The organism is Blautia sp. MSK20_18 (genome assembly GCF_020553125.1).
Classification (GTDB): Bacteria; Bacillota; Clostridia; order Lachnospirales; family Lachnospiraceae; genus Blautia_A; species Blautia_A fusiformis.
In genome coordinates, this window is sequence record NZ_JAJCGR010000007.1 from 110,250 (window position 1) to 129,262 (window position 19,013).

Annotated in this window: 13 protein-coding genes and 1 riboswitch; all 13 genes read right to left on the reverse strand. The window is 42.6% G+C overall.

Annotated elements, in window-relative coordinates; genetic code table 11:
- Window positions 1–3: 3 nt before the first annotated feature.
- The gene (locus LI091_RS06445) at window positions 4–993 is read right to left on the reverse strand and encodes a guanosine polyphosphate pyrophosphohydrolase/synthetase (RefSeq protein WP_022426324.1); all 990 of its coding nucleotides are present in this window, start codon (window positions 991–993) and stop codon (window positions 4–6) included.
- 83 nt (window positions 994–1,076) lie between these two features.
- Window positions 1,077–1,937: an alpha/beta hydrolase gene (locus LI091_RS06450; RefSeq protein WP_015524395.1), complete on the reverse strand. Its 861-nt coding sequence runs from the start codon at window positions 1,935–1,937 to the stop codon at window positions 1,077–1,079.
- A 152-nt stretch (window positions 1,938–2,089) separates the two neighbouring features.
- Window positions 2,090–2,926 (reverse strand): YitT family protein, encoded by an 837-nt coding sequence (locus tag LI091_RS06455; RefSeq protein WP_022426325.1) that lies wholly within the window; start codon window positions 2,924–2,926, stop codon window positions 2,090–2,092.
- 193 nt (window positions 2,927–3,119) lie between these two features.
- The gene (gene gnpA / locus LI091_RS06460) at window positions 3,120–5,282 is read right to left on the reverse strand and encodes a 1,3-beta-galactosyl-N-acetylhexosamine phosphorylase (protein ID WP_022426326.1); all 2,163 of its coding nucleotides are present in this window, start codon (window positions 5,280–5,282) and stop codon (window positions 3,120–3,122) included.
- A 32-nt stretch (window positions 5,283–5,314) separates the two neighbouring features.
- Window positions 5,315–6,430: a phosphotransferase enzyme family protein gene (locus tag LI091_RS06465; protein ID WP_015524392.1), complete on the reverse strand. Its 1,116-nt coding sequence runs from the start codon at window positions 6,428–6,430 to the stop codon at window positions 5,315–5,317.
- A gap of 88 nt (window positions 6,431–6,518) precedes the next feature.
- Window positions 6,519–8,543, reverse strand: a complete 2,025-nt coding sequence (locus LI091_RS06470) for a beta-galactosidase (RefSeq protein ID WP_265190950.1) — start codon at window positions 8,541–8,543, stop codon at window positions 6,519–6,521.
- Window positions 8,544–8,724: 181 nt separating this feature from the next.
- A complete protein-coding gene (locus tag LI091_RS06475) occupies window positions 8,725–9,555 on the reverse strand; it encodes a carbohydrate ABC transporter permease (RefSeq protein ID WP_173723223.1) in 831 nt (276 codons plus the stop codon).
- Complete coding sequence (locus tag LI091_RS06480; protein ID WP_173739121.1) at window positions 9,548–10,447, reverse strand: carbohydrate ABC transporter permease; 900 nt, start codon at window positions 10,445–10,447, stop codon at window positions 9,548–9,550. The genes LI091_RS06475 and LI091_RS06480 overlap by 8 nt, the downstream gene beginning before the upstream one ends.
- Window positions 10,448–10,537: 90 nt before the next feature.
- A complete protein-coding gene (locus LI091_RS06485; protein ID WP_015524390.1) occupies window positions 10,538–11,827 on the reverse strand; it encodes an ABC transporter substrate-binding protein in 1,290 nt (429 codons plus the stop codon).
- Between the two features lie 319 nt (window positions 11,828–12,146).
- Entirely contained in the window at window positions 12,147–12,659 is a 513-nt protein-coding gene (locus LI091_RS06490) for a hypothetical protein (protein WP_021651763.1), read from the reverse strand.
- Window positions 12,660–12,746: 87 nt separating this feature from the next.
- Window positions 12,747–13,682 (reverse strand): helix-turn-helix domain-containing protein, encoded by a 936-nt coding sequence (locus LI091_RS06495; RefSeq protein ID WP_227573734.1) that lies wholly within the window; start codon window positions 13,680–13,682, stop codon window positions 12,747–12,749.
- 157 nt (window positions 13,683–13,839) lie between these two features.
- On the reverse strand, window positions 13,840–14,940 hold the full coding sequence (locus LI091_RS06500; RefSeq protein ID WP_044961632.1) for a glycerol dehydrogenase: 1,101 nt from the start codon (window positions 14,938–14,940) through the stop codon (window positions 13,840–13,842).
- Window positions 14,941–15,120: 180 nt separating this feature from the next.
- On the reverse strand, window positions 15,121–18,327 hold the full coding sequence (locus LI091_RS06505; RefSeq protein ID WP_265190951.1) for a hybrid sensor histidine kinase/response regulator: 3,207 nt from the start codon (window positions 18,325–18,327) through the stop codon (window positions 15,121–15,123).
- Between the two features lie 232 nt (window positions 18,328–18,559).
- Window positions 18,560–18,650, reverse strand: a riboswitch (cyclic di-GMP riboswitch).
- Window positions 18,651–19,013 lie beyond the last annotated feature (363 nt).

The window sequence follows — 19,013 nt, forward strand, 5'->3', positions numbered from 1 at the left end:
CCCTCAGTCAACGATATCATTCTGAAAACGGGAAAGATGCTCATAAGGAAGGATCATCCTTCCGCGGAACAGTCCGCAGCCATCATTGATCAGGCTGTTGTTTACCGCACCAAACATATTAACGTCCAGCGCAGCAAGATCCAGTCCAAGAAGTCGCATACCCCGCTCATAAGCCTCATCAAAATAGATACATTCCCCCTGGGGAACCGCGTCCCTTCTCCTGCGTTCACTTTCCTGTTTTTTCTCATAGCTTAAATGGTTGGCGGAACCAATCTCCGCAACATCATCCATGTCTTTGGTCCGCAGCTGTACTTCCATATAGCTTCGGGAACTGTTATCATAAAACGTGATATGCAGGGACTGATAATCATCCTCACTGTTATTACAGATGTAATCCCTATAGTAAGGCTTTGCTTCCCTGCTGAGCAGTGGCGATGTACTTTCCTGCACTCCTCTAGCCGGCTCTGCGGTAAATCCTCTTTCTTCCAAAAATCCCGGAAGTATATTGGCGATCTCATAAAGATAACGAAGCTCTTCTTCTCTGACATTCTCACCATTTTTCAAATGACATCTGGGCATGGCGATAACGATCCTGTAGGCAATAAAATCGCGGAAACAGCTTAACCGTTCCTTGATCTGGGATACGGAAGGATATTCCCCATATTCTTTATAATAGTCATAAATAAACTCCACTACATATCCGTTAAATTTTTCCTCCGCACGGATCAGGGATTTGATCCTTCCCTTGAAGGTAAATGCCAGAAACGGATATTCCCCTGCCATATATTTATAAAATTCCCGGATCTTCTGAGACTGGGCAGTGAGGAAATCATTATGCTCCAGAAGCTCCTGGATCTGGATCAAAAAATTACAGTGTACCAGATCGATCTCATTATGTTTTTCCTTCGCCTCTGTCCTAAGATCCCGAATGTATTTCTTCAGTATCCGGAGAAGAGTATCTCCGGAATACAGATAATCGTTTAATGTTATCATTTGTGTTTCTCTTTTCTATTTTGGTCTTTTCAGGATCACATATTTACAACAACTGCTGGATGATCTGTGTTCCTGTCTTTTATTTATTTCAGTTTTTCATGGAAAAACTCTGCGATCCGGTTCCACACCTCATCCTGGAAAAACTGGATATCTGCATGGTCTGCACCATCCAGTGTCAGCAAAGTGACATCACAGTCTTTTTTCTCCAGAAGTCCGTATAAAGTTTCCGACTGAACATAAGGAACGACCTGATCGCAGTTGCCATGAATGATCAGAAATGGCGGTGCATCCTTCGTAACCTTGGAAACCGGACTGCTCTGGTATGCCTTTTCTTTATTTAACATGGAATTAAATCCAAGCAGAAGGGATTCTGCGGAAGAAGCACATTTTTCTGCAGATTCACATGGAAATGCGGAAAGATCCGTAGGCGGATACCATGGGCAGGCAGCCTGTACCTTACTGGATTCTTCCAGATACTCTCCCACATCCAGAGCCGGATCATTGTCCAGCGCAGCCATACAGGTAAGATATCCTCCGGCAGACTCTCCCATAACTCCTATCTGCTCTTTGTTGATGCGGAACCGGTCTGCATGGGCTTTCAGGTAACGGATAGCTGCCTTTACATCCTGCAGCGGCATGGGATACGGGCCCTGATTGGAAGTACGATACTCCACACTTGCCACTACAAAGCCACTGGATGCCAGTCTGCTCAGATAAAGATTATGTGCGGATTTATCCATCATCAGCCATGCGCCTCCACAGATCCAGAGGATGCAGGGATAGATTTTTCCATCTTTTGTTTCCGGGTAGATTATATCCAGTTTCAGATCCCGCCTGCAATGTCCGAACCAGGAATCCACCTGTGCGTAAGTAATATCATTTACTGTAATATACTGAGGCTTCTCTACCGAAAGCTTCAGTGTCTTTTTTTCTGCTTTTATCATAATCTATCTACCTCTTTTCTTCTGATCATTTTATCTTTGAAATATTTTTCTTTTATTTTATCACAATACTGCTTTTTCTGCTTTTATTTTTCGGAGAAAAAGCACTATTTTTCTGCAAAAGAAATATCTGCATTCTCATTTACAGACATGCCTTACCGCAGGATCGCGTCAATGGTGGAAACGGTACTGAAAGATCCTTTATTCCTTGAAATGATCTCTTTTACTTTCTGCAGTTCAAAATAATTTACATAGCAGATCAGGGTCTTGTTCTCTCCTGCGATCACGCCGGAAGAGTTGATGATGGTACAGGTTTTATTCAGTTCCTCCTTAATATCACAGATGATCGCATCAGGATCCTTTGTGATGATGGTCACCTGTTTCAGTGCCTCAAAATGATCTGTGAAATGATCAATGATGGAAGTCGCCACAATGTATACCAGAAGACTTAAAAGTGCGGAATCTCTGTCAAGAAGTACAAACACAGCTCCATATACACACGCATTAAATGCGATCAATATGTAGGAAATACTGTAGTCCTTTCCGGAATGATTGTAGATCTTTTTTACAATGATATTGGCAAAGATCTCAGAACCGTCAATACAGCCACCGTTTCGAAGGATCAGAGACAGTCCCACACCAAGGATCGTACCTCCAAAGGCTACTGCAATAAAATGCTCTGTATTCAGCTCAAAAGGGATTTTTTCAAAGTAGGAAAGACCTATTGTGTAGACAACAAAGCCCACGAACGTTTTTGCAAAGAAATACTTACCGATAAGAATGACCCCAGCTATGAGAAACGGCAGAAACACAAGCAGCACACATAACGACAGGTTATACCCTGTCAGCTTGCTTATGATAATGGCGATTCCGGCAGTTCCGTAATCGATGGCATCATTGGGAAGCAAAATACAGGCAACAGAAAAACTGGCCAGGATCGCTCCCACAATGATCATCAGATACGAAAACAGGGTTTTGATCTTTTTGTTCATAAAGTCCTCCTCTTTGTAAGTAAAATTGTTTGTCAACAATAACAAAAAGCTGTTATAATAGATTTTCTCTATTACAACAGCTTTGTTTTCCTACTTTTAGAATGGATTTATTATATTATAAGTTTTTTTCTCTGTCAACGCCCTCAGACAATTTCACAGCTTTTCTTTATCAGTAAACCTGTATCCTGCTTTCTCAGATCTGATACCAGCGGATCTCATTAGCTTCCAGATGAAGGTCAAAGCTCTTTCCATCCCCTGTGTAAACCGTAGTGTCCTGTGGCTCATAGGTGTTGTTTACCACACAATACTTTTTATTTTTCACATAAGCATGTACTTCCACATTATAATTGGAAGAAAACCAGCAGAAAAGCTCATTTTCTGCCGCTGCTGACCAGAGCACAGCACGATAAAGGATACGGCTGTTGCAGAAGCTGTACGGAAGTCCGCTGATGTAAACACCTCTGCCTTTTCCGAAGGTTTTTACTGCCATCTGGACTTCCTGATCTTTCTGGATAAGGATCTTCGTATCCGGAAGTGCGAAGATATTCTTTTTCCCCTCACCGAAATCTACGGTTCCGTCTGTATCCTTCAGGATAAAATGATCTTTATGCTCTTCCCAGTTGTATTTATCGGTATTAAGATTAAATCCTCTTTCTTCCTCTACACCAAGGATGTCATCCAGCTGGAAGAATTTTCCCTGCCACTGATGAGCTGCCGGTTCACCGACGCCAATAAATCCGCCGCCATTATAGACAAATTTCCGCACTGCTGTAAGGATTTCCGGATCTGCCCAGTTCTCACCACCGGACTGTGCAGTGTCCGCATCACCTACATTGATGATCACATCAAAATCATTCAGCAGCTCTTTATCCTCACGGATATCGTCAAAGCTGATAAAGGAAACATCAAAAGGCGCACCACTTAATGCCTCGATAATTCCGAAATAGGAATAATTCTGCTTGTAATAGATGGCATGATGTACCATATGGTTGCCCCAGGAGCGCATTTTTCCCCAGCAATTTAAAACTGCCACACGTTTTACGCAGTACGGTGTGGTTCCCTGGATATTGTCGTAGAGCACACGGAATTCCTGGCAGACTTCCTTGATATACTGTACAAAATCCGGAAATTCCAGAGCCAGCTTCAGATAACCGCCGTATCCAATTCTCTGGATCGGGCTTCGAAGGATAGCTCTTCTTGCAGTCACCCAGTTTACTTTTGCCTCTTTTACAGGATCCCCGCCCTCATGGAAGGTGTCCGGGAAAAAGTACGGCAGAAATCTTCCCTCTGTATATTTTACATGTTTAATATCACTGAACAAACGTAAGGTCGCTCCGTTTCCGACGCTTCCCACTACCGCATCCAGCCCGATGGAAGCAAACTCATCCATAAAGGGCTCCATACCGATCCAGTGATCGCCCATGAACATCATGGCCTCTTTTCCGTATTCATGGACAATGTCTACCATTTCCTTTGCAAGCTTCGCCACTTCCCGTCTCTGGAAAGCCTGGAAATCTTTAAATTCTTTCGACGGGATCCGATAAGTGTTGTTCATATATCCCTGATCAATGATAAACTCCGGGCGGAACTTATATCCCACTTCCTGCTCAAACTGTTTCAGGATATAGGGGCTCACCGAAGCGGAATACCCGAACCAGTCTACATATTTTTCCCGTGCCATCTCATCAAAGATCAGTGTGAACTGGTGAAAAAAGGTAGTAAATCGTACTACATTCACATAATCATGGGAATCCAGAAATCTGCGGAGGCGATCCATGGAATGTGCACGTGTTGCGGGCTGACGCACATCAAAAGTGATCTGAGGCTCTACATCCTTCCAGTCATTGACAACTGCATTGTACATATGTACCGGATCCCACATGATATATGCAAGAAAACTTACCGTATACTCATGAAACTCTTTCGCCGGCCTGATCACAACATTTCCGTTTTTTTCATCGTATGACCATTCCTCTGTACTGACAGCTTCCCCTGTAGTCCGGTCAATGACTTCCCACCATCTTCTGATATCATCTCTTGTATTCACCGCCAGCATATCCGGATACAGATGATCCATCAGATGGATTTCCAGAGTATCCGACACTGCCGTGTGAAAGGATGTCATGATATACATCTGCTGGATTTCTTCCGGATGGGCCTTTGCCCAGGCATTATCCTTTCTGGTGGTATAATAAGTTGCATAAATCTTTGCACCGGTTTTCTTCAACTCTGCCGGAAATTCCGTTCCGTCACAGTCACGGATGGCATCTGCACCCCACTCGTCCAGCATTTTCAGTGTCTCCGGAATCACATCCAGATCTGTCGGAATAGTCACTCTTCCTTTTGTTTCGCTCATCGCTTTACCTCCATTGTAAAAACCCCTGTTTTTTATTTCTGATATTTTTTCACGATCGTCTGCATAGTATCCCATTTCTGTTCCATATCTGCCACCAGCTTAAACTGTGTGCGGCAGCGGTCCAGATTATGTTCTTCCCGGTCGATCTTAAAATAATGATCTCCTTCCAGATAATCGGTAAGAAAGCGAATGCCGCATTCATAAGTCATCACCTTAGCTCCCATGGGAAGCATCTCGATCTCTTTTGCACTGAGCTTATCTCCACAGCTTTCCAGAAAGCCTTTTACATAGATTTCATAGAGCTCCATATCACAGGAAACTTTGCTTAAATCTTTCTCATCCTCCAATGCAGTGCTGGCCCCGAAACGAATGGAATCTCCAAAATCATTCATGGCAAGTCCCGGCATAACCGTGTCCAGGTCCACTACACAGATTCCCCTTCCTGTTTCCAGGTCGATCATAACGTTATTCAGCTTCGTATCGTTGTGTGTTACCCGAAGGGGCACCTCACCTTTTGCCAGAAGCTCACCGAATACATTTGCCAGATACTCATGCTGAAACGCAAATGCGATCTCTTCTTTTACGGATGCGGCACGATGGCGGCTGTCCTTCTCTATGGCATTTTTCAAAGTCTGAAAACGTTTCTTTGTATCATGGAAATCCTTTATCGTTTCATGCAGAGTCTCTGCCGGGTAATCTGCCAGCATTTCCTGGAATTTTCCAAATGCAACTGCACTTTCATAAAAATCCTCCGGTTTTTCCGCCAGATCATAGCTTACTGCATCGGTAATAAAAATATAAGCTCTCCAGCATTCTCCGTTTTCATCTGTCAGGAATGCCTTCCCGTCCTTTGTCGGAATCAGGTTCAGAACCTCCCGTTCCGGATCTCCTCCCTTCTGAAGAACTTTCTTTTTCAGATGCCCGGTGACTCCGGCAATATTCTCCATCAGTTCTTCCGGTTTCTGAAAGATCTCCCGATTGATCTTCTGAAGGATCACCTTAATGGACCCCATCTCTCCGATCCGATATCTAAGCATATAGGTTTCGTTAATATGCCCGCTTCCGCAGGGGCCGCAGGAAACCAGTTCTCCGGTAAATGCAAACTGATCCGCTATTCTTTTTATCTCTTCTTTTGGTGTACCTGCCATTTTACCTTCTCTTTCCCAGACAGCAGTAAAAAGCATACCGTCCGAAAACAAATATGCTTTATACTTTTTGCTGTGTTTTTTACTGTGATTATTTTTTCCGCTTTAAAATCCTGGTGGCAAGCGGAGCAATATTTTCATCTGTTGATCCGTAGAGAACTTCGTAATCCCCCGAGACAGAAACTGTTTCTGTCTTTTCTCCGAAGTTCTGGATAAACAGATATTCCGTATCCTCATTTTCTCTGGTTGTCACAGAAATACCTTCCGGTATAAATGTAAGCGGCATCTTCACGCCTGCTTCCTCTGCTGCCCTTCCCAGAAAATCCTCATAAAAGGCTGCTTCCATATCTGCCGCTACATAGTAAACATGGCCTTTTCCATATTTCTTGTGAGTCAGCACCGGATACCCCTGATAGAAATCTTTTCCATAACGCAACAGCACTTCCGCACCGGAAACCTCTGCAAGTTCACAGAGATTTTTGCAGGTATAGCTTTCTGTAATTCTAAGATGATTTCCTGTTTCCGGGATACCTACGTTTTCTTCCCAGTCATAAAGTGCATCGATCTCTTCCGCACGGATACCGGCTGCTTCCATCAGTCCGTGAGGGGTTCCCTCCAGATAGCATTTATCTGTTTCATCTACAAGTCCGGACCAGTAGGAAATTACCAGAGTACCACCGTTTTTTGCAAAAACGCGAAGCTTTTCGGCATATCCATGATAAAACATGTAGGCCATCGGTGCCGTTACCAAACGGTACCGGGACAGATCATGTTCCATATTGATGATATCTGTATTATAGCCTTTTCTTCGGAGAGCACGATACTGTTTCAGTACATTTTCCTGATAATGCATATCCTCGTTTCGAGGTCCCTGCGCATCCTTCAGCGCCCAGTCATTTTCCCGGTCATAGAGAACAGCCACCGGAGACTTCGTCACGCTTCCAGCAGTTTCCCGGATCTGCTCCAACGCTTCTCCTACCTCTGTCACTTCGCGGAAAATACGAGTATCATCCCCACCGTAGTGATCGATCACCGCACCATGGAATTTCTCAGAGGCTCCCTGGCTCTGACGAAGCTGGAAATACAGAACACTGTCTGAACCATGAGCAACTGCCTGCAGAGAGGCAGCCAGATGTATTCCTGGTTTTTTCAGCTTGTTGATAGGCTTCCAGTTGGTCGCAGAGGGACAGGATTCCATCAGAAGAAACGGTGCTTTCTTGATGCTTCGCATAAGATCATGCTGCATGGCTCCGTCCAACGCTGTGGTATAATTGTCTTTTTTATGCCAGCTTGGATAATTATCCCAGGATGCAATATCCATAACATCCTTAAATTTTTTATAGTCCAGTCCGTTGTAGTCATACATCAGATTGGCAGTTGCCGGAAGCTCGGAACCACCTGCACGGATCGCAGAAATCTCATGCTTCATAAAATCCACAGTCCTGTCTGTAACAAAACGTTTCCAGTCCAAGGTAAGTGCATGAAGAGCATTTTCCCCCTTTGGCGAAGGACTTTCGATCTGATCAAAGCTGTTATAGGTATGGCTCCAAAATGTTGTGCACCAGCTGGAATTTAAATTTTCGATGGTCCCGTATTTTTCTTTCAGCCATTCCCGGAATTTTTCCCGGCACAGAGGACAGTGGCATTCTCCACCATATTCATTGGAAATATGCCACAAAAGCACTGCGGGATGTTTTCCGAAACGTTCAGAAAGCTTCTTATTAATATTGTAGACTTTTTCCCTGTATACTGGAGAAGTATAACAGTGATTATGTCTTCCACCGAAAAATCTTCTTGTGCGATCCGGATCCATGCGAAGAACTTCTTCATATTTATCTGCCATCCATTTCGGTCTTGCTCCGGATGGTGTGGAAAGTATCGTATAAATTCCTTCTTTATACAGATTATCGATCACTTCTTCCAGCCAGTCAAAGTTATATCTTCCCTCTTCCGGCTCCAGCACTGCCCAGGAAAACATTCCCATGGAAACGGTATTGATATGGGCTTTTTTGAAATATTCGATATCTTTTTTCAGAATATCCGGTCTGTCCAGCCACTGCTCAGGGTTGTAATCGCCGCCGTGCAGATAATGGCCGTATCTGATCTGCTCTGCCATTTTTTTATCTCCTTATGATTTATTCGCATCAAGCGGACAAAGTCATCCGCTCCGCTACGAAGCTTTATACCAGGCAACTGATCCACAGTTGATCTGGTATAAAAAGAATGCTGCGTGATCCAGTTAAAGCATATTATACAATATACCTAAAGATTTCAGCAGCATCCTTTTTGTTTTAAAATTATTTTACAGCTCCAGTAATACCCTCTGCGAACTGTTTCTGTAATACGAAGAATACGATCATAGTCGGAATGGAACAGAATAATACGCCGCACATCAGCATGCCGTAATCCGTTACATATCCTGTGATCAGATTGGCGATCAACATCGGCATGGTCATCGCCTTATTATCTGTCATGATTACCTTCGGCCACAGATAGGAATTCCATGCATTCATAAATGTGATAACTGCTGCCGCCGCATAAGTAGATTTCATAGTCGGGATAAACATCTGGAAAAAGATCCTTACCTCACTTAATCCGTCAATACGAGCTGCTTCAATGATATCGATCGGGAATGCTCTTGCATTCTGACGGAACATCATGATCATAAATGGCGTGGAGATGATCGGAAGGATAAAACCTACCGCTGTATTTAAGAGGCCTGCTTTGGAGAACATCTTAAATAACGGAACCATTGTGGCAACCTGAGGAACCATCATTGCAAGAAGCAGGATGGAGAACAGTCTGTCTTTCCATCTGTCATGATATACCTCAAATCCATAACCTGCGATAGAGCAGATCAGAAGACAGATAACAGTAGTCAGAACCGCATAAAACAGAGAGTTTCCAAGTGCTCTCCACAGCGGCTGCTGTGCTGTCAGGTTCTTAAAGTTCTGCATGAAATATGTACCCGGAAGAATCCGGCCTCTGGATACATCTGTGGATGTATTGGTTGCTGCGGAGATCATCCAGTACAACGGAAATACAGAGATAAATGATACGATGATCAGGAAAATATATGTAGGGATCAATCTTCTCTGGATCGCGGATTTGTTCTTTTTCTCAGTCACGTGTATCACCTACTTTCAAGTTGATAAAGGCCAGGATAGCTACCATGATAAATATGATAAACGACATTGCTGCTGCATATCCGAAGTTTGGCACGTTGATGAAGCATGTATTATAAACATAATGGGACATTGTGATGGTTGAGTTCGCCGGGCCACCTTTTGTCAGGTTGACAGACTCATCAAACAACTGCAGTGTACCATTGATCGACATAATAAATGTCATGATAATTGTCGGTTTCAGAAGTGGTACGGTAATTTTCCAGAAGGTCTTCCAGCCATTGGCACCATCGATCTTTGCTGCCTCGTATACAGAATATTCAATATTCTGAAGACCTGCCAGATAGAACACCATGTTATATCCTGTCCATCTCCAGATCAGTGCGATGATGATCACGATCTTTGCACTTGTGGAGTTACCCAGGAAGTTATAGCCAGTTGTTAAAATTCCAAGTTTGATCAGGATGCTGTTGATCAGACCGTCTGTTGCAAACATAGAACGGAAGATCAGAGAATAAGATACAAGAGATGTTGCACATGGAAGAAATACACATGTACGGAAAAAGCCTTTAAATTTCAGATCCTTGTTATTCAGAAGCTGTGCGAGCAGGATCGCAAGGATCAGCATGATCGGCACCTGGATAATAAGATACAGAAATGTATTGACAATGGACTGCTGGAATACCTTATCCATCATAATACGTTTATAGTTACTGAAGATCGGATCCGCAAACCTCATGTTTGCTCCGGCACCTGTCTGTAAAGAAATGATAAATGCGCGGATCATCGGATAAAAACTCATGACAGCGATCATAATGGTTGCCGGTGCCAGAAAGATCCAGCCGGCCGCTCTTTGTTTCGCTACCAGAGACATGCCACTTTTTTTGGAATTCACAGGAACTCCTCCTTTCAAACATCTAAACCTTTACATAAGACAAGGGACTGCATGCAGTCCCCTGCCCTGTATTTCATTAATATTTCAGCTTTACTCTGTCATCTTGAATGCCAGTGTATCCTGTGCTTCCTGAAGTGCAGATTCTTTATCTGCGCCGTTTACAATATTAACAACAGCTGTGTTGATGCACTCTCTTGCCTCATAGTGGTACGGAGTTTTTGTAAATTCCGGAATGTGTGAAGAGTACTCTACAATTGTTGAGAAGATCGGCTGGTTATTGAAGAACTCGCTTGGCTCATTGTAAACCTCAGACTCACCAGCCGGCAGGTAGCAGGAAATTGCACCTGTTTCCGGAAGGATTGCATCATAGAAGTCTGTGCTGGAACCAAATGTGCTTGCAAGGAAGTCCTCAGCAAGCTCTACATTCTTGCAGTTGGATGTAATGTACCAGGAAGATCCGCCATTGTTTGCATAGTTTGTAGCTGTATCAACGCCGTCAACTTTCGGCATTGTTGTGATCTGCCACAGACCCTTCTGATCCTCTGTTCCCATCAGTGTAGCTGTGATCCAGTTACCGTTAACGATACCGGCAGCCTCTCCGCCTGTGATCGTGGAGATGTACTCATCCCAGTTATTTACTAATTTAACAACATTGTTCTTTACAAGATCCACATAAAGATCTACGCATTTCTCTGCTACATCGTTGCCAACGATATAAGCCTCTCCGTCATCATTTACGAAGTTTGCTCCACAGGACTGGATCATCATCATCAGAGTATCGCCACCTGTTGCTTCACTTGTAAGGAGATATTTACCTGTTTTTTCGTGAACGTCTTTTCCGATCTCCATGAATTTGCTCCATGTGATATCTGTAAGATCATCAATGGTATATCCTGCTTCTTCCAGGATATCTGTACGATAGCAGGCAATTGTTGCACCGTTATCAAACGGAACTCCGTAATGTGTGTCATCTACCATGGAGTAGGACTGTTTCAGTTTTCCGAAATCATCCCAGTTGATATCCATATCCTTCAGATCTGTAAAAGCATCCGGATAACTCTTCAGATATTTCTGATAGCTGTTGTCCTGCATCAGAACGATGTCCGGAAGTGTGCTGTAATCTCCGGCGTTTGCTGCTGTTGTAAGTTTGGTCTGGCAGTCATCAGAAGATGTCTCAACTACATCAACCTTGAATCCTTCGTGATCCTTTGCATACTGCTCACCTGCAATATTCATAGCCTTGATGTTGAAGTTCTGATCCCATGCCCATACAGTCAGGGTGTTATCGTCATCACCTTTTGCATATACTGCTGTAGTAGTTGCAGCAAAAGACATTGCCATGATACCTGTCATTAATACTGCGAGTAATTTTTTCTTCATTTACTTTTCCTCCTTTATTAAGCATTTCCCGTTTGCTTATGAATAGATTATAGCATCCGCATTTCCTCTATAGTTTGCAGAATTGTTCATATAATGTGCAATTTCAACCATTTTATTGATTGTGCACTATTGTCACGCTATATTTTTACAAAAAATATGCACTTTGAGGATTTTTTCTTTTTACATTCGTCAGGATGCCCAAAAAAAACTTCTTTTTTGACATTATGCGAACATTTTTTGTCAAAAAAGAAGGTTTTTGTTTCTATTTCATAAAATTTTATGTTGTTTTTCATACATATTTCACAAATATTTCTGCATATTATGCAAAATAAACCCTTTCAGGAAACTGCGTTTTCATCGTATGCAGCATTTCCTCTGTCAGATCCAGAAGAAGTTTTATTTTACGTCCATCTTCCTGAATGATCATGGTATAGTAAGGCACATCATCTTCATAAGAGGTATAATCGTATTTTTTCAGTTTCTCCGTTCCGGTATTCTTTTTATATTTTGCCACTTTTTCATGATAGTGAGGTGCTGTCACTTCCATCTCCTCAAGCTTCAGCACGTGAGCTGTTTTACGATATTTTTTACCATAGATCACATCTATGGTCAGTTGTCCGTTTTCCATGGTATATTCATAGTCTCTCTGGCTGAATATGTCATAAGCAAAGTAAAGCAGCGCCAGAAGAAATCCCGGAAGCATGAATGCCTGAGAGATCGTGATACCCATCAGTACAAAAATTGCCGCAAAGATCACCATTACTTTTCTGAGAGCTCCTGACATATGTTTCTTTTTTCTGGAGACCTGCTCCACAATCCTGTAATCGTACATTTCTTACCTCTTTCTATCTGCCCGATCCGCATACAGTCTGATATTTCTATTCTGTCGTGACAGATCCACAGATCTAGTTTTGTTGTTTTACCAGCCTTCCTCTGAATGGATGTCAAACTTAAGAAGCTGCTGTTCATAGTTCTCCGGACGTTTTCTCCACTCCAGAGGTGTCATTCCCGTAACCTGACGAAAATTCCGGTTAAATGTGGAATTGGTGGTAAAACCACACTTATGTGCTATATCTGCAATTGGCTGATCTGTTTTTTTCAGATAATCACAGGCCGCCTGGATACGGATCGTATTGATGTATTCCAGCGGACTCATCTTCATGTAAGTCGTAAATATCCGGCGCAAATGAGTTTCACTGATATGACAGTATTCTGCCAGTTCGTCAATACGAAGATCCTCCATGTAATGATCAGAAATATAATCCTGGAACCTGGAGATCATATCCATGACTTTTCCTCTGCCTTCGCTGTAACGTTCTTCGCCTAAATCTCGGTTTATCCTTGCGATTTCCACAAGAAGCGATGCCAAAACTCCCTTAGCTTCTTCCAGATAAAATTCCTCTCCATCCCGCATGATATCCAAAATCTTAAGGATCTTACCTGCCATGGATCGGTTTTCTTTTTCATTCAGAAAAAGCGATCTGGAGTTGATCCGCTGAACGATTTTTTCTTTTTTTACTGAATTATTAATAAATTTATCCAGGAATCCTTCTACATCAATAAAAAGATACTCCCAGCGGCTGATAGTTCCGATATCACTGTTTGTAGTATGTGGATAATTGGATGGGATCACCGTAAAATCCCGGTCATGAAACTGTACCTTATCCTCTCCAAGTATCATAAATCCCTGTCCTTCATAGCAGAATCCGATTTCCAGATAATTATGAAAATGGAGATAATCGATATCGTTCCCATAATTCTGAACCCACTTCTGTCCAAGCAATGCAAGGATGGGGCTCCCCTCCGGCATCTTATAATATCGAAGCTCCATTTTGGGTTTTCGTTTTTTTGCCACAAATATTCCTCCGTATGTTTTCTGTTCCAATATTTACTGATCTTTCTGTTATATTACAGCCATACATAAAAAAAAGCAACCTGCAGGATAACAATACTTGATAACTCTTGTTTCTGCAGATTGCAATTTTTATATCAGCTATTTACTTTTTATCTGTTTATTCCTCATCCAGGTAATATCTTCCATATGCATCTGCCGCTTTGATTGCTGCAAATACAGTTTCCGGTGTAACTTCAAATGGCATGTTGTGAAGTGTATCATTCTCCGCACATGCAGTTGTGGCAACTTCCATAAGCTGCTCATCCGTTACCTTCCCAGCTCCAAGCTCTGCCAGAGTAACAGGAAGTCCTACTTCTATGCACCATAAGATGATCTCTTCCAGATCTTCCTGGGGAATATTCTCCAGTACCAGCTGTGTGATGGTTCCGAATGCAACTTTTTCTCCATGATACATATGATGGCATTCTTCCAGTACAGTAAATCCGTTATGGATCGCATGTGCACCTGCAAGTCCTGCACTTTCAAAACCAATTCCAGAAAGAAGTGTATTAGCCTCAATCACTTTCTCAACTGCCGGTGTGCATACTCCTGCTTCCAGAGCTATCTTAGCTTTTACGCCCTCATCCATCAAGGTATTAAAACAAAGTTCAGCCAGTGCCATGGCAGCCTCTGTTGTCTTACCTCCTGCACAGGAAGTTGCTCCGCTTCTCTTGCATGCCCTTGCCTCAAAATATGTTGCCAGTGCATCTCCCATACCAGCCACAGTAAGACGAACCGGCGATTTGGTGATGATATCTGTATCCATCAGAACAAGATTCGGATTCGCCGGAAGAAACAGATATTTTTCAAAAACTCCTTCTTCTGTATAAATAACAGACAAAGCACTGCAAGGGGCATCTGTAGATGCGATCGTCGGACAGATAAATACCGGTGTTCCCGCATAGTATGCAACTGCCTTCGCTGTATCAAAGATCTTTCCTCCACCAATACCAATGGTAAGATCACACTGCTCATCTTTTACGATCTTTACCAGACGATCAATCTCACTGTTACAGCATTCTCCGTTAAAATAATCAAAAACCACCTCACAGGTACTCTCAGCAAAGCTCTCTTCGATCGTTTTACCGATTCTTTTATATCCGCCTTTACTGATCAGAACCAACGCTTTTTTTCCGCTCTTTGCAGCATAAGTTCCAAGATTCTTCATTTCTCCCGCACCCTGTAAATATTTGGACGGACTGATTAAAATTTTCGCCATTTTATACTTCCTTTCTTTGTTTTCAGAAGTCAGCCTCCGCATCCGGCTTTTGTATTTATATTATAATTGCTGTATTTTTTTATTGCAAGGAGTATTTGAGGATTTATGCAGCATAACCTGAGTTACTGTTACTGTTCACTCTGTTCCTAGTAATATACTTTGTGATCACATGAAAATCAGTTACAGCCAGCTTTCCAGAACATCATTCAGCTTATTCATATCCAGCGGTTTCGCGATATGTCCATTCATGCCTGTATTTTTGGCCAGCTGTACATCTTCTGCAAAAGCATTGGCAGTCATGGCAACAATAGGCAGTTTTCCCTTTTCACCCGGAAGGCTCCTGATTGCTGCAGTTGCCTCATAACCATTCATGACAGGCATTTGGATATCCATAAAAACAAGATCATACGAACCTTTCGGAGAAGCTTCCACTTTTTCAACTGCAATTTTCCCATTTTCTGCCGTTTCCACTTTTGCACCTGTCATCTGTAAAATTTCACCAGCAATTTCTCTGTTCAACTCATTATCCTCAACCAGCAGAATCCTTTTTCCCGTGTAGTCTGATTCTGACAGCTTCTCCAGATAATTTCTTGCTATTTTTTCTTTTCTTCCTGAAGTAAACTGCCGCAGTGTTGCCGTCAGCCGGGAACGGAACAGCGGTTTTGCAATAAAAGCATCTACACCTGCAGCCTTTGCTTCTTCTTCAATTTCGCTGAATTCATAGGATGTCAGTACAATGATGGGGATCTCTTTTCCTATCCGCTTCCGAATCTGTCTGGCTGTTTCTATGCCATCCATATCCGGCATCTTCCAGTCTAAAATAACAGCAAAGTAATCATCTTTCAACTCATGCCGTGCATAACAGCGCTCAACCGCTTCCCTGCCAGAGAGAACCCATTCACCCATAATACCGATTTCCTTTAATGTTGCAACTGTACTTTCACAGCATGTCCTATCATCATCCACAACCAGGACCGGCAGATTCATCAGATCTCTGTCCTGTTCTTTTTCTTTTTCCTGAAGCTCCAGATAAATTGTTACTGTGATTTTAGTTCCCTTGTGCAAGGTACTGTCCACTTTAATAGTGCCATTCATCAGGTTCACAATATTTCTGCTAATTGCCATTCCCAGACCAGTTCCCTGGACTCTGGTTGTCCGGTGGTCATCCGCGCGGCTGAACGGCTCAAACATGATTTTCTGGAATTCCGGTGACATACCGATCCCATTATCCTCAATCGTAAATTCATAGCATCCAAGTTCTGAAAATCCATTTGGCTTTTCCTCTATGGAAAAAATAATATTCCCGCCATCCGGTGTATACTTGATCGCATTACTCATCAGATTCACAAATACCTGCTGAATCCTCAAGCTGTCACCACAGACAGCCTCATGTTCAATATGATTGATGTGTATATCAAAATTATGTTTATGTTCATCAAGCACCGGTTTCGTAAGTGTAATAAGATTATCTACCAGCTCTGACAGATTGAAATCTTCCTGTGCCAGTGTCATTTTTCCACTTTCAATACGTGCCATATCCAATACTTCATTGATCAGCCCCAGCAGATGGCGGCTTGATTCTGTGATCTTGCCGAGGCATTCAATGACTCTGTCCTGGCTCTCAACATTTGCTCCTGCGATTGCTGTCAGACCCACAATCGCATTCATTGGTGTCCGGATATCATGGGACATATTGGAAAGGAATTCTGTTTTCGCACGATTTGCATTTTCTGCGGACCGGTAAGCCTCTATCAGTGCCTGACGGGATTCAATCTCTGCTTTCTTCTCCTGTGTCACATCCATGGATGCCAGCAATACCTTTTCCAGCTTTCCATTCTTCCATTCCAAGGGAATATAAGAAGCGATTTTATAAGTCTTTTCATCCAGGCTGCAATACTCAAACTTATAAATATCATTTTCACTTTTCAGTTTTTTCCGAATATTATCCGGGGCTATCAGGATATCTATAGCTTCCAATGGTTCCAGTGTCTTATATTTTTCAAGAACCTGCATCTGAAAATCATGATAAAATCCCAGAGGTTTATATATCATCTGTCCATTCAGATTGTAGAATTCATATCTGTCATTTTCCAGATCACAGACAACAAAGCGGTCAACCAGACGCACTATGCTCTGGATCAGCTGCTCCATGGAAGCATTATCTGCTGCCATCTGCAGATGCCGTGCGCTCTCTACCTTTGTCTCTGTGATATCACGCAGAAAGATCATGGCATATTCTGAATCCTCTATTTCGCCACGTATGACCACATTGCGGACCCATCGTTCTTCTCCATTCAGAGTGATACGGCACTCTAAAGCCAATTCGGTTTCCAGCCCCTTCAGCCTTTCTGCAATATAACCACGGTCGTAAAAAGAGGATATCGCCTTCTTATCTGTCTCCACAACATAGGAATCCACAAAATGCCGGATCAATTCATCCCACGTATGACTCTGTTCAAAGACGGTCATCAGGGACGGTTCAACCTTAAAGGTATCAAAAGTATTCGCTTCCAGATTCACATAATACTCACACAAATCTGCTTTCGTAAAAGCCCGGTGGAAAGCAGCAGATTTTTGTGCCTGCATGATTTCTTTTTTCTCCCCATCAATGTTAATAAAAATCCCGGCAATCCTGCTGGCAGAACCATCCAGACGGCGTATTACTTCTGCCGATGCCCGAAACCACTGGTATTGATTATCCTTCATTCTCATACGATACTCTACCTGGTATTTTATCTGGTTCGTCTTATCCTTAATTGCCGCCTGAAGCTGCACCATTACTCTTTCTTTATCCTGTGGATGCAGAAGATCTGACCAGGATTCCAGTTTATTCGGAAAGTCCAGGGTGTCATGATAGCCAAGCATTTTTCGAAATTCATGACTCCAGTTTGCATTCACAATCTCACTGTTTTCGTCACAGTCAAAATACCAGAAGCCGGAACAAATAGCCTCATTGAGCAGTGCCAGATTTACATGATCCCAGTTGACCTGTACGGACATAACCCAGATCTGTCTGCCCGCCTCATCTGTCGCATCCTCTTTACAAAGCCGTACATTATTCACTGTACCGTCTGCTGCAAGGATCTGTGCTTCCCCTGTTCCGTGAAGCTGCAAAAAACGGTCTCGCTCCAGTATATCTTCCTCGTCATAAAAGAAATTTCTCAATGAGCCTTTTGTCTGTTCCATGAAAGTATCGAATGTATATCCTGTACTATGCAACAGCAGATTATCCACAGACAAAATAGACAGGTTTTGGTCATAAGATCCTGTCATTATACCTACCCCGCCATTATTTTCCAGTGTTTTCTGTACGGCCTGTGACATGGCCTGTGTCTGCCCCGTTACAGTCTCACCTAAGGAATATATTTTGTCTTCATAATTTTTCATTTTATAAAAGTCCTCTCTCCGTCTTATGCCTTCTTCATCCTGCTTTTATCTGTATACAGAAAACCTGTCCCTGCTAGTTTCGTTACCCATTTTTGCATACAAAAAGGACATCTGCCAAAATCTGCCAGTGTCCCTACTATATTCTTTAAAATCACACATCTATATAGTATAAAAGGTATCGGAATCTCTTCTGTTCAAACATCTTTTCCATATATTATGATGATATGGAAACAGTGGCAACCGGCTGACATGGTCAAACTTTCTGACTTTAGTCCCTTCTGGCTTTGCGACCCTGCCTTTCAACAGGTTTGCCTTTAAAATAATTTTCATTTTTTCCAAAAATAAAATACCATGTGGTTTTTCTTACGTCAATAATATTTTGGTGGAAAATTTACATATATTTTAACCGAATCAAGTAACTCCCCTGTGGAGGTTACGAAAAGCAATAAGCAGTGGGCGAGGACCTCTCGTAACTAACCTCTCATGTCTACCAGGATCACCATCCTCTGACGAGTCCTAAATTGTCGGGTAGAAACACCTATTACTAGGTATATCCCCCACAGATCCGTACGTGCCCAATTCAGGCATACGGCTCTTCACGACACTTATGCCTCAGATTATCCATATAGGCTCACGGCTGTATACCAGGTCTCTTATTTCGGCATAAATGCCTTCTGGCATGTATG